At 39.9% G+C, this 13,402-nt stretch carries 10 protein-coding genes and 3 pseudogenes; 2 read left to right on the top strand and 11 right to left on the bottom strand.

Translation table 11 applies throughout. The annotated features are described in order from the left end of the window. Positions 1-23 precede the first annotated feature (23 nt). The 3 genes from asnS to SORDD16_RS02975 all read right to left on the bottom strand — a co-directional run bounded on the left by asnS (position 24) and on the right by SORDD16_RS02975 (position 3,184). Positions 24-1,367, bottom strand: coding sequence for an asparagine--tRNA ligase (gene asnS, locus SORDD16_RS02985; protein WP_061452328.1), 1,344 nt, complete (start codon positions 1,365-1,367; stop codon positions 24-26). A gap of 151 nt (positions 1,368-1,518) precedes the next feature. After that, on the bottom strand, positions 1,519-2,697 hold the full coding sequence (locus SORDD16_RS02980) for a pyridoxal phosphate-dependent aminotransferase (protein WP_061452327.1): 1,179 nt from the start codon (positions 2,695-2,697) through the stop codon (positions 1,519-1,521). Between the two features lie 10 nt (positions 2,698-2,707). Continuing rightward, positions 2,708-3,184 carry a cell wall elongation regulator TseB-like domain-containing protein gene (locus SORDD16_RS02975; protein ID WP_061452326.1) on the bottom strand — a complete coding sequence of 159 codons (477 nt, stop codon included), beginning with the start codon at positions 3,182-3,184 and terminating at the stop codon, positions 2,708-2,710. 118 nt (positions 3,185-3,302) lie between these two features. On the opposite strand from SORDD16_RS02975, the gene SORDD16_RS02970 reads away from it, so the two are divergent. Together SORDD16_RS02970 and SORDD16_RS02965 are read left to right on the top strand one after the other, a co-directional pair. Continuing rightward, on the top strand, positions 3,303-3,749 hold the full coding sequence (locus tag SORDD16_RS02970) for a MarR family winged helix-turn-helix transcriptional regulator (protein ID WP_061452325.1): 447 nt from the start codon (positions 3,303-3,305) through the stop codon (positions 3,747-3,749). A 109-nt stretch (positions 3,750-3,858) separates the two neighbouring features. Continuing rightward, positions 3,859-4,279: pseudogene (locus tag SORDD16_RS02965) on the top strand (NAD(P)H-dependent oxidoreductase). Positions 4,280-4,310: 31 nt separating this feature from the next. Here SORDD16_RS02965 and yaaA read toward each other — a convergent pair. The 8 genes and pseudogenes from yaaA to SORDD16_RS02920 form a co-directional block, all read right to left on the bottom strand. Then, entirely contained in the window at positions 4,311-5,039 is a 729-nt protein-coding gene (gene yaaA, locus SORDD16_RS02960) for a peroxide stress protein YaaA (RefSeq protein ID WP_061452324.1), read from the bottom strand. A gap of 79 nt (positions 5,040-5,118) precedes the next feature. After that, a complete protein-coding gene (locus SORDD16_RS02955) occupies positions 5,119-5,283 on the bottom strand; it encodes a YczI family protein (protein WP_061452323.1) in 165 nt (54 codons plus the stop codon). A 218-nt stretch (positions 5,284-5,501) separates the two neighbouring features. Further along, positions 5,502-6,848 (bottom strand): annotated as a pseudogene (locus SORDD16_RS02945) (hypothetical protein); the annotation flags it as partial. 65 nt (positions 6,849-6,913) lie between these two features. Continuing rightward, positions 6,914-7,100, bottom strand: a pseudogene (locus tag SORDD16_RS12295) (hypothetical protein); the annotation flags it as partial. 11 nt (positions 7,101-7,111) lie between these two features. After that, a complete protein-coding gene (locus tag SORDD16_RS02940) occupies positions 7,112-7,522 on the bottom strand; it encodes a peptide deformylase (protein ID WP_061452321.1) in 411 nt (136 codons plus the stop codon). A gap of 104 nt (positions 7,523-7,626) precedes the next feature. Beyond that, positions 7,627-10,323 carry a cation-translocating P-type ATPase gene (locus SORDD16_RS02935; protein ID WP_061452320.1) on the bottom strand — a complete coding sequence of 899 codons (2,697 nt, stop codon included), beginning with the start codon at positions 10,321-10,323 and terminating at the stop codon, positions 7,627-7,629. A 246-nt stretch (positions 10,324-10,569) separates the two neighbouring features. Next, on the bottom strand, positions 10,570-11,991 hold the full coding sequence (locus tag SORDD16_RS02930) for a hypothetical protein (RefSeq protein ID WP_061452319.1): 1,422 nt from the start codon (positions 11,989-11,991) through the stop codon (positions 10,570-10,572). A gap of 209 nt (positions 11,992-12,200) precedes the next feature. Further along, on the bottom strand, positions 12,201-13,268 hold the full coding sequence (locus SORDD16_RS02920) for a bifunctional glycosyltransferase family 2/GtrA family protein (RefSeq protein WP_061452317.1): 1,068 nt from the start codon (positions 13,266-13,268) through the stop codon (positions 12,201-12,203). Positions 13,269-13,402 lie beyond the last annotated feature (134 nt).

Below are 13,402 nucleotides of genomic sequence, written 5' to 3'. Positions count from 1 at the left end.
GAAATTATCTTCTTTTCACTAGTTTATGGTTTGATACGATGTAACATACGTGGGAATGGAATAGCTTCACGGATGTGTTTTGTTCCTGCTGCGAAGGTTACCATACGCTCGATACCGATACCAAATCCTCCGTGTGGTACTGTACCGTATTTACGAAGGTCAAGGTAGAATTCGTATTCTGTACGATCCATACCAAGTTCTTCCATCTTAGCGACAAGGGTATCATAGTCTTCCTCACGCATAGAACCACCAATGATTTCTCCATAGCCTTCTGGCGCAAGCAAGTCTGCACAAAGCACGCGCTCTGGATTTCCAGGAACTGGTTTCATGTAGAAGGCCTTGATAGCTGCTGGGTAGTTCATGACAAAGGTTGGTACACCAAAGTGGTTTGAAATCCACGTTTCGTGTGGTGAACCAAAGTCATCTCCATGCTCCAAATGCTCGTAGTCAGCATCTTCATCATTCTCATGCTCTTGCAAGAGGTCAATGGCTTGATCGTAAGTGATGCGTTTAAACGGCTCTGTAATGTAGCGTTTCAAGAGCTCTGTATCACGTTCCAAGGTTTCCAAGGCTTGAGGCGCACGATCCAAAACACCTTGTAGAAGAGCTTTCACATAAGCTTCTTGCAAGTCAAGTGATTCATCGTGTGTCAAGTAGGAGTACTCCGCATCCATCATCCAGAACTCAGTCAAGTGACGGCGCGTTTTTGATTTTTCAGCACGGAATACTGGACCAAAGTCAAATACACGGCCAAGAGCCATAGCCCCTGCTTCTAGGTAAAGCTGACCTGATTGGCTCAAGTAGGCTGGTGTTCCAAAATAGTCTGTTTCAAAGAGTTCTGTTGAGTCTTCTGCTGCGTTTCCTGAAAGAATTGGGCTATCAAACTTCATGAAGCCGTTCTTGTCGAAAAACTCATAAGTTGCATAGATGATAGCGTTACGGATTTGCATTACAGCCACTTGCTTACGAGAACGTAGCCACAAGTGACGGTTATCCATCAAGAAGTCTGTTCCGTGTTCTTTTGGAGTGATTGGGTAGTCTTGAGATTCACCGATCACTTCGATGTCTGTAATATCGAGCTCGTAGCCAAACTTAGAACGTTCGTCTTCTTTGACAATCCCTGTCACATAAACAGACGTTTCTTGGCTCAAGCGTTTGATGACATCAAACTTCTCTAGACCCACTTCCTCACCGAACTTTTCAATAAAGTTTGGTTTGAAGGCAACTCCTTGGAAAAAGGCTGTTCCATCACGCAATTGCAAGAAGGCAATTTTCCCTTTTCCAGATTTGTTGGCAACCCAGGCTCCGATGGTCACTTCTTGACCAACGTAGTCTTTTACTTCGATAATCGTTACACGTTTTGTCATAATCTATCTTCCTTTATCGTTAATCTTGTCCGAAGACATCATTACCCACTATTTTACCATAAATAGACTGCGATAGCTAGGTTCGACTAGAGAAAATTCGAGAGATTTTCGTTACAAAAAATCTTCGCCAAGATGACGAAGATTCTAAGTTTTATTTTTCCATAAATTGATGTAAACGCCGAATAGCTTCTTTCAAAGTATCCAGATCTGTGGCATAGCTGAGACGAACATTTTCTGGTGCTCCAAATCCAGCTCCTGTAATCAAGGCAAGACCGACTTCTTCTAGAATAGCTGTTGTAAACTCTGTCACATCGGTATACCCCTTCATCTCCATCGCTTTTTTAACATTTGGGAAGAGATAGAAGGCTCCTTGTGGCTTGACAACTTCAAATCCTGGCACTTGGCACAAGAGTGGATAAATGGTATTCAAACGTTCTTCAAAGGCTTGGCGCATGGTTTCAACAGAGTCTTGCGGTCCAGTCAGCGCCTCAATCGTTGCATATTGAGATACTGCTGTCAGATTTGAAGTCGTTTGTCCTGTTAGTTTGCTCATAGCAGCGATAATTTCAGAATTTCCCACAGCATAACCTACCCGCCAACCAGTCATGGCATAGGCCTTAGATACACCGTTAATCACGATGGTTTGCTTGCGAATGGCTTCTGACAGACTAGAGATTGGAACAAATTCATTTCCGTTATAAACCAAACGACCATAAATATCATCTGCTAAGATAAGGACATCATGCGCAACAGCCCAATTTCCGATAGCCAAGAGTTCCTCACGAGAGTAAATCATACCAGTCGGATTCGATGGTGAATTGAGAACCAAGACCTTGGTCTTATCTGTTCGCGCTGCTTCTAGCTGCTCTACTGTTACTTTAAAGTGATTGTCTTCCTTGGTCTGGACAAAGACTGGCACTCCTTCTGCCATTTTGACCTGATCTCCATAGCTGACCCAGTAAGGTGTAGGAATGATGACCTCATCACCTGGATTGACCACAGCCATAAAGAAGGTGTAGAGAGAGAACTTGGCACCAGTGGCAAATGTAACCTCGTTAGCCGCTACGGAATACCCATAGTGGCGTTCAAAATAGGTATTAACCGCCGCTTTTAACTCTGGTAGGCCTGAAGCAACTGTATAGAAGGAAGCTCGTCCATCTCGAATCGCTTCTACCGCTGCATCCTGAATGTTTTCAGGAGTATGAAAATCAGGCTGTCCCAAGGTTAAGAAAAGAACATCCTTTCCTTGAGCTTTTAATGCTTTGGCTCTTGCATCACTGGCTAGAGTGACGCTTTCTTCCATTTCTAGTACACGTTTGGATAGTTTCATATGTCCTCCTTTATTGGATCACTGCTCCTGTTTCAAAGTCAACCAGATAGTACTGGTTTCCTGACTTAACTTCCCAAATCGGCTTGTCCTGATAGCGACCAAAAGTAATCTTGTCAATGTCGCTAGCTCCTTTTTCCCTCGAAATCGTCGCTGCCTTGTCTTGAGAAATCCCCTTATCTAGCTGATAGACATAAATCTTGTGGTCATTCTTTTCAATCAGTACGGCAATGGCCTCTTGCTTTTTATTACGTCCCAGAACGCTGTAATAACCTTCTAGTCCATTGTAGAAATCAACCTGATCAGCCTTCTCCAATTCTGCATACTGCTTGGCTAGTTTTTCTCCTTCAACTCTAGCATCTTGATAGGGTTTCATACTGAGAGATATCAGGTAAAGAAAGGAAGTGGTCATGACTAGTAGTACTAAAGCAATGCCGATTCCATATTGTAAAAGTAGCTTGTTTTTCGCGTTTTTCTGTCTTAGTTTCACCCGTCTATTTTACCATCTCTCTTCCTTTATTACAAGTGAAGATAGGAATATTCTAAGATTCTTTTCCTATAAAATATAAGTTCTTGTTTTTCTCTCTCATTATTGATAAAATAGCCTTATGAAACAACATTTAAAAGAGAAAATTTCCGATAATCAATTAGATTTAAAAACAGCTATCGTCCTCAATAAGGCCATACGAACTTTTAAACCATATGAAGCCAAGGCTGCCAAAGAACATGGGCTAACACCAACTCAATTTTCAGTCCTTGAAACCCTCTATAGCAAGGGAGAACTGCGCATTCAGGATTTGATTGAAAAAATGCTAGCCACTTCTGGAAATATGACCGTTGTCATTCGAAATATGGTTCGAGATGGGTGGATTTCTAGAACTTGTGACCCAAAAGATCGTCGCTCCTTTTTCCTGAAATTAACACCTGCAGGACGCAGAAAAATCGAAGAGGTTCTACCTGGACATATCGACTCTATCGTAGAAGCACTCAGTATCTTGGAAGATGGAGAAAAGGAAGACTTAATCCGGATTTTAAAAAAATTTAAAGATTTGTGAGCAAAATTATTGCTAATTGATATTATTCACTGTGGCATAGACAACGCCAAAAGAGTTTACTCTTTAAATTTATCTAAAGGAAACTTATCGTGTCTAAAAAGCGCTACTTATCGTCGGACAACTACTCCAAGATCCTTTCAATCATCAATGGCTCTTGAAGCTGAAAAAAACCTTGCTGACTAAGTGGAAGTTAGCTACCTTGATTACTCAGCCGTTCCCATTTTCAGCCAAGATTTGGAAGTTTCAACTCATCCAGATGTAGCTATTGCTCGTAAAGTGGTTCTTACTGCTGATGCAATCTGTGCCTTCTCTTCAGTCAAGCAAGTCTGTCCCCATCTTATCTGTACACGACCAACTTTTTACTATTTATAAAGACATCTTGCCATTTATTCATACACAAGTAATTGGTGACTTTATTGCTACTCGTGTCAATGACTCTGCCTGGGCAGATGGAAAAATTGGTGTTAGAAGAAGCAACTGCTTCATCACTTGCAAAACAAGCGGACGACCTTCTTGCAGCCATCAACTAATCCAGCAAAAACCAGCTCGAATGAGCTGGTTTTATGCTTGTTTCACAAAGACGAGTTCTAAGTCACTTGATAAATCAGGTCGGTAGTCAAAACCGGCAAAACTTAGCTTGCGAGCTTGTTCGACAGTTTGGACTTGCCCCTCTATCAAGGCGGTCAAAAAGGCGCCACGGGCTTTTTTTGAAATGGTTGAGTGGATTTTCAACTGGCCAGCCTTGTCCTCCATAAATTTGAAAGTCACCATCTTTTCTCTGATTTTCCTAGAGAATACAGTTTCAAACTCTGATGACAAAAGTGAAAATATCAAGTCCTCATCCTGTAAGGTCTTATCGTAGGCTGATCTCCAATAATTCTTTAAGGTTTTGCCAGCGACTTTTAACTTCATCAAAAAGTCCAAACGGTGAGGAGCCATGGGCGACAAGGCGGGGACAACACCGTATAAAGCCGAGGTAATCAGAACATGATTTTTAAGATAGGCTTGTTCAGCCTCGGTCAGCGTATCTCGTTTGATGTGGCGATACATGAGACCGTCAAAGAGTTTCAAAGCTGGATAGTTTTTAGCCCTGTGACCTTTTAAAGCTTGAATATGAGCGTACTCTTCTTCTGCTTTCTCGGCAGATACCTTATAAAAAGTCTCTAATTCACTAGTTGAGTAATGCGCAAGTGAGTCAAGGACTGCCTGACTTTCTTCCCTCAAAGGGAGCGCTTCGATACAAGGATGGCCTGTGTTCATTTCTTTTGCTGTTGGGATTAAAATTTTCATATTGTTAGTGTAGCATATTTTTCAATCACGACCAAGAATTTCATCTTAAAAACCTCGGTTCATACCGAGGTTTCTCTGTTTATTTTGGCCATCCTAACCAGATAGCCACGAGAACAAGGGCTGTGCCAGCTAAGCTTGTTAAGATAGATAAGAATTTATCTTTTTTCTCCTTGAACTGAGAAAAACCTATCTTCAAAGCGAACAATCCAAGTAGCATTGAAGCAACCATCAAATAAAAACCCATTTGTTTGTCCTCCATTAGTCTTAATTTACCTTATTATAACATATACTTTCTGAGAAAACCTATTTTTATACTCAATGAAAATCAAAGAGCAAACTAGGAAGCTAGCTACGGGCTTACTCAAAGCACTGCTTTGAGGTTGTAGATAGAACTGACGAAGTCAATAACCATACCTACGGCAAGGCGACGCTGACGTAGTTTGAAGAGATTTTCGAAGAGTATTATTGTACTTTAAAGGTCTTGAGGTAATTATCTTTTCCAACTTGACCTTCAAAGGATTGGCCATTTTCGAGGTAAGGAAGGTCATCCGATACCGAAGCCTTGACCTTATAAATCTTGCCATCAACTTTGAAGAAGTAGACAGTATCTCCTTTGATGACAGCTGATTTAAGATCTGAAACCACTCCCTTGATACTTTCTACCGTTTCGTTATCCAGCTCGAGGTCGTTTTTATTGGCATATTTGCTGAGGAGCTCATCTACCGTAGTTGCTACGATGACGTTTTGGTACTCCACGGCATCGACCAATGCATACTCCTTGACCAAGCCTGCATTGTCCTTCAAGCCCATGATATAGAGTGGTTTGTCATTGAGATTGACAAGAATAGGGAAGGTAGCCTTGTAGGCCTTCTCTTGCACTGCTCCTTCTGCGGAAGCACGGGCAGATTCTTCGGTTGCTGAAGCTAGGTTGTACTTGGTGATTTCACCAGTACGCATATTTTCAAGGATAAATCCTAGATTACTTTCGTCAGCATTTGCTGAAGTCACCCCCGTGTAGAGATAAATGTCATTTCCGATAGAAAGATAGTTATAGCCCTCGGTCGTTTGGGTAACATTTTTCTTAGAAATCAAGGCATTCCAGAAGCCGTCTTTATACTTGCCGTTGTAGTTGATTTGCTCGATGGTTTCTTCAGCTGGATAGACACGATCCACCCATTCTGGCACATCATCCAAGCTGTATTCCTTGGTTTCTCCATTGGTGGCGTCTAAGATAATAACAGATGAAGGACGAGGAACTCCTAGACCAAACTGCTTTTGATAAACGGTCGCTACATAGAAAGGATTGCCTTCATCATCCACCTCAAAGGATGGCGTTTTAAAAATCTTGGTTGGGTACTTGAAGCGCAAGTGACGTTTGACGTCTCGGTTAAAATACTCGGAGTCCGAATACTTCATCGGCGTTTTTAAATCCACCAATTCCGCATTTCCTGTCACCATATCAACCTTGATATACTCACCAATCCCCTTGGACTGATTATTAAACCATTTGATCGGGTCGGCATACTCCAAAGGTGTCACCCGATAGGGTTTGCCATCAACCGTTAGCTGGGTATAGGTATCTGCTGCTACATATTGGGATACCTTGTCCGTCAGCGATCCAAGATATCGATCCCCGATTTTTTCAGCTGTATCCCGATCTAGAATAGGAACCTTATTGGTATCACTTTTTGGAAATTCAGAGAACTCCTTCTCAGTTAGAGTAACGACATTGGCATAGTTTTTAGCTTGGAAAAAGCTTGAAGTGGCAAGGCTCACCAAACCTGCCAAAAGAAAAATCACACCTGCTGAAAGGATAAAGAAAGCGCCTAGTTTTTGGAAGTGGAAATCTCCAAATTTTAACTCTACGGCTTCTCTCCCTCGATGGACAACTTCTACTTTCTTAATCGGTTGATTGTCTTTACCAACACTAAATAGGAGTCCTAAAATAACCAAATGCGCACAGAGAAAGAAAATAAACTCCCAACTTGTTAGGTTAAGCGGTGGTAAAAAGATATACCAGGTCGCCACCATAAACAACATTTCAAATACAATACGTTTCATCTTAAATCCTCCTAAATAATCCTTCCTTCTAAATGATCCAACTCATGTTGACATATCTGAGCAGGAAAACCTGTCAGTGTAATGGTCTGTTCCTGCCACTTGCTATCGCGATAGGAAACCGTAATCGTTTCATAACGGGTTGTTGGTCTTGCCCCAGTCAAGGACAAGCAACCTTCCTCTGTCTCGTAAAGTCCTTCTTTTGTTAGCAGGACAGGATTAAACATAACTAGAGGCACCAGGCCCAGATTAAAAATAATCACGCGCTTCTGCACACCAATCATATTGGCCGCCAGACCCACACAAGTCTCGCGATTAGCCAGCAGGGTATCCTGCAGATCTCTAGCCAGATAAAGGTCTTCCTGACTTGCCGCTTTCGAAACTTGCGACAAGAATAAGACATCTCGGACAATTTTCTTTTCCATTCTCTTTCACTCCTTGCTATTTTACTTTATTATAGCACAAAAGAGGATAACTTCTAACCATTCTCCTCAAATGCAAAAAAAGCCATCCGAAGATGACTTTCTTTTTAAATCGCATTCTTATCCAAGCCAAGTTTACGTTGAACAAACTTGACGATTTCTACGATAAGTATCATTGAGAAGCTTCCAGCTAGAACAATACCCCATTGTGACAAGTCTAGTTTGGTCACATGGAAGATACCTTCAAGCGGTTCTACAACGATTGTTGCCATCAAGAGAATGAAGGAAACCAGGATAGACCAGTTAAAGGTCTTAGACTTGAAAGGACCAACTGTCAAGATAGATTGGTAAACAGACTTGACATTGTAGGCGTGGAAGAGCTGAATCAAACCAAGTGTTGCAAAAGCCATCGTCAGGGCATCCGCATGAATGGCAGTATTGTCCCCAACATGAACAGGGTTAGCAATAGCATAGCCGTAGACTGCAAGAACCAAGGCACCTTGAAGCACGCCTTGATAGATGATGGAGCTAAGAACCCCACCTGAGAAGAAGCTTGACTTACGTCCACGTGGTTTGTGGGTCATAACACCTGGCTCAGCTGGCTCAACACCGAGAGCGATAGCTGGGAAGGTATCCGTTACCAAGTTAATCCAGAGAAGATGAACAGGTTGCAAGACATCCCAACCAAAGAGAGTCGCAAGGAAGATAGTCAAGACTTCTGCAGTGTTGGCTGAAAGTAGGTATTGGATAGTCTTTTGAATGTTTGAGAAGACCTTCCGTCCTTCCTCTACCGCAACGATAATAGTCGCAAAGTTATCATCCGCAAGAATCATGTCAGAAGCTCCCTTAGAAACCTCTGTACCAGTGATTCCCATACCGATACCGATATCAGCTGTTTTCAGAGCTGGAGCATCATTAACACCGTCACCTGTCATGGCAACGACCTTACCTTGGTTTTGCCAAGCTTTCACGATACGAACCTTGTGTTCTGGAGATACACGCGCGTAAACGGAATATTGACCAACGACTTTTTCAAATTCTTCATCAGAAAGTTCGTTAAGCTCAGCACCAGTCAAGACATGGTCTTCCGAGTCATTTTCATCGATGATTCCCAAACGTTTGGCAATGGCTTCTGCTGTGTCTTGGTGGTCACCTGTAATCATGATCGGACGGATTCCCGCTTCCTTAGCGACACGAACGGCTTCAGCCGCTTCGGCACGTTCAGGGTCAATCATCCCAATCAAACCAGTAAAGATCAAGTTGTTTTCAAGCTCTTCAGAAGTAAGATTTTCTGGAATACTATCGATAATCTTATAAGCACCTGCAAGGACACGCAAGGCCTGGTGAGCCATTTCAGAGTTGTTTGTATGGATTAATTCAGTGACTTTCTCATCGATCGGAGCAACATCTCCAGCCTTATCACGAGCAACACAGCGCTTCAAGAGTTGGTCTGGTGCTCCTTTAACAGCTACGAGGTAACGACCGTCCGGCAAGGGATGAACCGTTGACATGAGTTTACGATCTGAGTCAAATGGCAATTCAGCCACACGCGGATACTTTTCTAAAAATCCTTTGACATCGTAGCCCTTGTCCAAGGCATACTGGATGAAGGCTGTTTCCGTTGGATCCCCGATCAGGTTTCCTTCAGCATCAATCTTGGTATCGTTGGCCAAGACAACTGAACGAAGTAGTGGCATTTCAAGACCTAGTTTAATGTCATCAGTCGAGTTATGTAGGGCTGCATCGTAGAAGACTTTTTCGACGGTCATCTTGTTCATGGTAAGTGTACCAGTCTTATCAGAAGCGATGATTTCTGTTGAACCAAGCGTTTCAACTGCTGGCAACTTACGAACGATAGAATTTCTTTTGGCCAAAACTTGAGTACCAAGGGCAAGAACGATCGTCACGATAGCAGGGAGTCCTTCGGGAATGGCTGCAACAGCAAGCGCAACAGAGGTCATCAACTCACCAAGTGGATCTTTCCCTTGAATGAAGACACCCACTACAAAAGTAACAAGGGCAATGACCAAAATTGCATAGGTCAAAACCTTAGAGAGGTTGTTCAAGTTTTGTTTGAGTGGCGTGTCCGTCTCATCCGCATTTTGAAGCATACCTGCGATATGACCGACCTCTGTATACATCCCGGTGTTAACGACAACTCCCAATCCACGACCATAGGTTACGTTTGAGTTTTGGAAGGCCATATTGACACGGTCACCAATACCAGCATCTGCAGCAAGCTCGACTGTCAAGTCTTTTTCAACTGGAACTGACTCACCTGTCAAGGCTGCTTCTTCGATTTTGAGGGAGTTAGCCTCTAGCAAACGAAGGTCAGCTGGAACCACGTCACCTGCTTCCAGAGCTACGATGTCACCAGGCACCAATTCCTTGGAATCAATCTCTGCCATGTGTCCATCACGAATAACGCGAGCAGCTGGACTAGACATAGACTTGAGGGCTTCGATGGCTTCTTCTGCCTTGCCTTCTTGGTAGACCCCAAAGACGGCATTGATGATAACTACGGCTAAGATAATGATAGCGTCCGCAATATCTTCCCCACCTGAAGTCACGACTGATAAGACTGCTGCAACCAAAAGGATAATAATCATCAAATCCTTAAATTGCTCGATAAACTTGACTAGGAGAGATTTTTTCTCACCCTCTTCCAGTTCATTGCGTCCATATTCAGCTAGACGTTTCTGCGCTTCGCTTGACGAAAGACCTTGCTCAGTTGCTTCAACTGACTTCAAGACCTCTTCAGGACTTTGAGTGTAAAACGCTTGGCGTTTTTGTTCTTGGGACATGTGTCTCCTCCTTTACATATCTAGGCTCCTTTGTTTGCACCAAAAGACAAACAAAAAGAGACCTGTTAGCAATAACAAGTCTCGCTGTTTAAGATAGCACCGGAAATAAATTTCGAAATGACGATACTACCGCAGTTCTCTGCCAGCTACTCCCTTGAGTAGTTCTATTATAGCAAAATTTGGTGGAAAATAAAAGTTTTGAAATTAATTATTCTATATATTTAATATTTAAAAGAACTGATACTCTCAGTACTCAATAACAATTGACTGAATATCACCTGTATTACCTAAATTATTCTCATCGGGATAGTTTATACTTATATCTTTTGTTTGCAGATCATAACGAAATAAATACCATAGGTAACCTTTTGAAACAGATTTTTTATTAATCCTAATAACAGTAGGAACATGATTTTGGTGGGGAATATCTTTTAACTTTTCTTCAATCTCATAACGTTCTGCGGTAAATTTACTAGTAATAAATTGATAAAAAGACGCCCTATGAATCAGGGAAAAAATTATCAAAAGTATCGTACTAAAATAAAGAAAACGATTAGAAATTTGTGTTGCATATTTGAGTAAGTATATTAGCAAAACACCTAAAACAAATAACACGATTGTCAAGTCATATCTACTAAAACTATCTAAATTTTTTGCTTCATCATAAGGCATAGAAACAAGATACATGGCTAATAAATTTATATGATAGATAACATATACTAAAACAGAAAAAGCGATTAACTCCATTCCTAACAATTTTCTTTTATTCCAAATATAATAGATTAAAATTCCCCCTATTAGTACAAATAAAAGTAGAATAATATTATCAAATGAAAAAATTCGTTGAAAATATTGAGATACTATCTCAATTATTTTACTTTTTCCTTTATCTAATAAATTTTCCTTATAGCTGGATAGACTAAATGAATGTTTTGATTTATTTCCCTCAACAAAAACATAGGCGACATGTGCTTTCCACAAAAGGTTTAAAAAAACAGTTCCAAGAGATACATAGAGTGTCTGTAACCAAATCTTAAATCGTAGCTCTTTACTCATCTTAAATGAATATAAAATCATTAGAAATAGTGCAGAAATCACAAAAAATATTCCACTTGTTTTTACAGAAATCAAAAATAAAAAAATTAAACCAAGTAGGTAGGTTACTTGTTGCAAACTCTTTTTATAAAAAACAATTATGTTAACAGTAGCTAATGCTAATGATGTCAACAGTGTATCCACAAGCAAATCATAAGGTTGAATATTCACTATAAAAAGTAGTAAGCTAAATATTATTGTCGGAACACTATATTTTTTCAAATCTGGAGAAATCCATGCAAAAAACGTAAAACATGCACTAAGTACTAGCCAAGATTGAGCAACACTCATAAATCCTTCAGAATGGATACCTGCAATTTTAGAAATGTAGTAAATAAAGCTAGCACTACCTGTCGCATAGCTTTGAAATTGTATCAGTTCAGATTGGAAATTAGGAAATCGATTATATGTCACAATTTCTTTGGCTACTATTCCCCAATGTGAAAAATTATCATAATGAATCCATAAATTATCTTTTAAAATTACAAATAAGAAGATCATAGCAAGAAAAAAATACGATATTTGCTGAATATCTTTCTTACTTTTTATAACCAATAAAGAGTATTTATTCATCAAGATTCCTATGCAGAATAGAACAATCGATGTTAGCTTCAATATGTTTAAGAGACCAGAAAGAAAAATGATTATCCCAATACCCGAAAATACCATGACCGGAATAAAAGAAATCTCTAATTTTGTCTTTACCCTAAAAAAACTGAAGTATCCAAAAAATGATAAAAACAATAAGAAAATTCTGAAGACAACTAGCATTTTAACCCCTTCTATCTAAATACCCACCTTCTTTGAATTTGGTAACTAACAAGAAACAATATCATATCAACTATAATTTTTATAACTGTTTCAGAACCTGAAAACATATTCCAAATTACAGTGACCAATGTAGCAGAGGCCAACATTTGGAAAGCAGCTAAACTATAGTATTTCACAATCGTTTTATGAATCCTTTTTTCACCATTAAAAACGATATTTTTGTTAATGGTAAAATTAAAGTAAGAAGAGAAAATTCTTGCGAAGATAGTGGCTAAGAGTATTAGAGTTGCCCCTCGATGAGCCCCGAAAACTACTGCCCCCCATAAGAAGAGCTGGAACAGTCCAATATCCACAATAAAGGAGGATAAAGAAGATGCTAAGTACTTTAAAAATGAGGCAAAAATCACCTTATAGATCTTCAACGAATCCTTAATAGGATTAAAATGTGTTTCTGCATTTCCATCAAAATAAATGGTTTCAATCGTGATTTCTTGTATTGGAATCACTCTGTCAAATGCATGGATAAGCATTTTTGTCTCATACTCAAATCGTTCTCCTGGAATTTCCAACATTTCTTTTAAAATATTTTTAGGAAATCCTCGAAGCCCTGTTTGCGTATCTGTGATTTTCCTACCGTAAAGGAGTTTAAAAACGAATTTTGTTAATTTATTTCCAAATTTACTTTTTGGTGGTACATTTTCAGAGTCAAAATCACGACAACCCAGAATTAATGAATTTGGGGAGTTTTCAATGGTTTCCACCATTGCTAGTACATCTTCCACTCGATGTTGTCCATCTGAGTCAGCAGTAACAACTCCATTAAATTGAGCTACATTTGGCATGGTCAAAAAATAATTAAAGGCGTTCTTTAGAGCACGTCCTTTCCCTAAGTTTTTAGCATGGGTCAATACCTGACAATGATAGTCTGTTTTTAATTGTTCAAAAAGATAATGAAATTCTTTTCTACTTCCATCATCTACTACCAAGATATCCTCTAAACCTGAGTTTTTTAATTTCTGTACATAGTCAATCAACTCAGTCGGTGGATTGAGTGCAGGGATGACAACTAGTGTTTTCATCGAATCTCCTTTAAAATTTACTGTTATGTTCATAAAAAATACAAATTTCCACATACTATTTTAGCACATTTCCTTTTAAAACAAAACATTTTCTAGTCTAAAACTCTTTCTATCTGCGATCATTTGAATTTTTG

Origin of the sequence: Streptococcus oralis (assembly GCF_001578945.1) — a bacterium.
Classification (GTDB): Bacteria; Bacillota; Bacilli; order Lactobacillales; family Streptococcaceae; genus Streptococcus; species Streptococcus oralis_Q.
This window is presented reverse-complemented; position numbering and strand designations above follow the sequence as displayed.

Coding starts and splice junctions, on each gene's coding strand:
- asnS (WP_061452328.1), bottom strand. CDS start 1,367: ATGACAAAACGTGTAACGATTATCGAAGTAAAAGACTACGTTGGTCAA.
- SORDD16_RS02980 (WP_061452327.1), bottom strand. CDS start 2,697: ATGAAACTATCCAAACGTGTACTAGAAATGGAAGAAAGCGTCACTCTA.
- SORDD16_RS02970 (WP_061452325.1), top strand. CDS start 3,303: ATGAAACAACATTTAAAAGAGAAAATTTCCGATAATCAATTAGATTTA.
- yaaA (WP_061452324.1), bottom strand. CDS start 5,039: ATGAAAATTTTAATCCCAACAGCAAAAGAAATGAACACAGGCCATCCT.
- SORDD16_RS02955 (WP_061452323.1), bottom strand. CDS start 5,283: ATGGGTTTTTATTTGATGGTTGCTTCAATGCTACTTGGATTGTTCGCT.
- SORDD16_RS02940 (WP_061452321.1), bottom strand. CDS start 7,522: ATGGAAAAGAAAATTGTCCGAGATGTCTTATTCTTGTCGCAAGTTTCG.
- SORDD16_RS02935 (WP_061452320.1), bottom strand. CDS start 10,323: ATGTCCCAAGAACAAAAACGCCAAGCGTTTTACACTCAAAGTCCTGAA.
- SORDD16_RS02930 (WP_061452319.1), bottom strand. CDS start 11,991: ATGAATAAATACTCTTTATTGGTTATAAAAAGTAAGAAAGATATTCAG.
- SORDD16_RS02920 (WP_061452317.1), bottom strand. CDS start 13,268: ATGAAAACACTAGTTGTCATCCCTGCACTCAATCCACCGACTGAGTTG.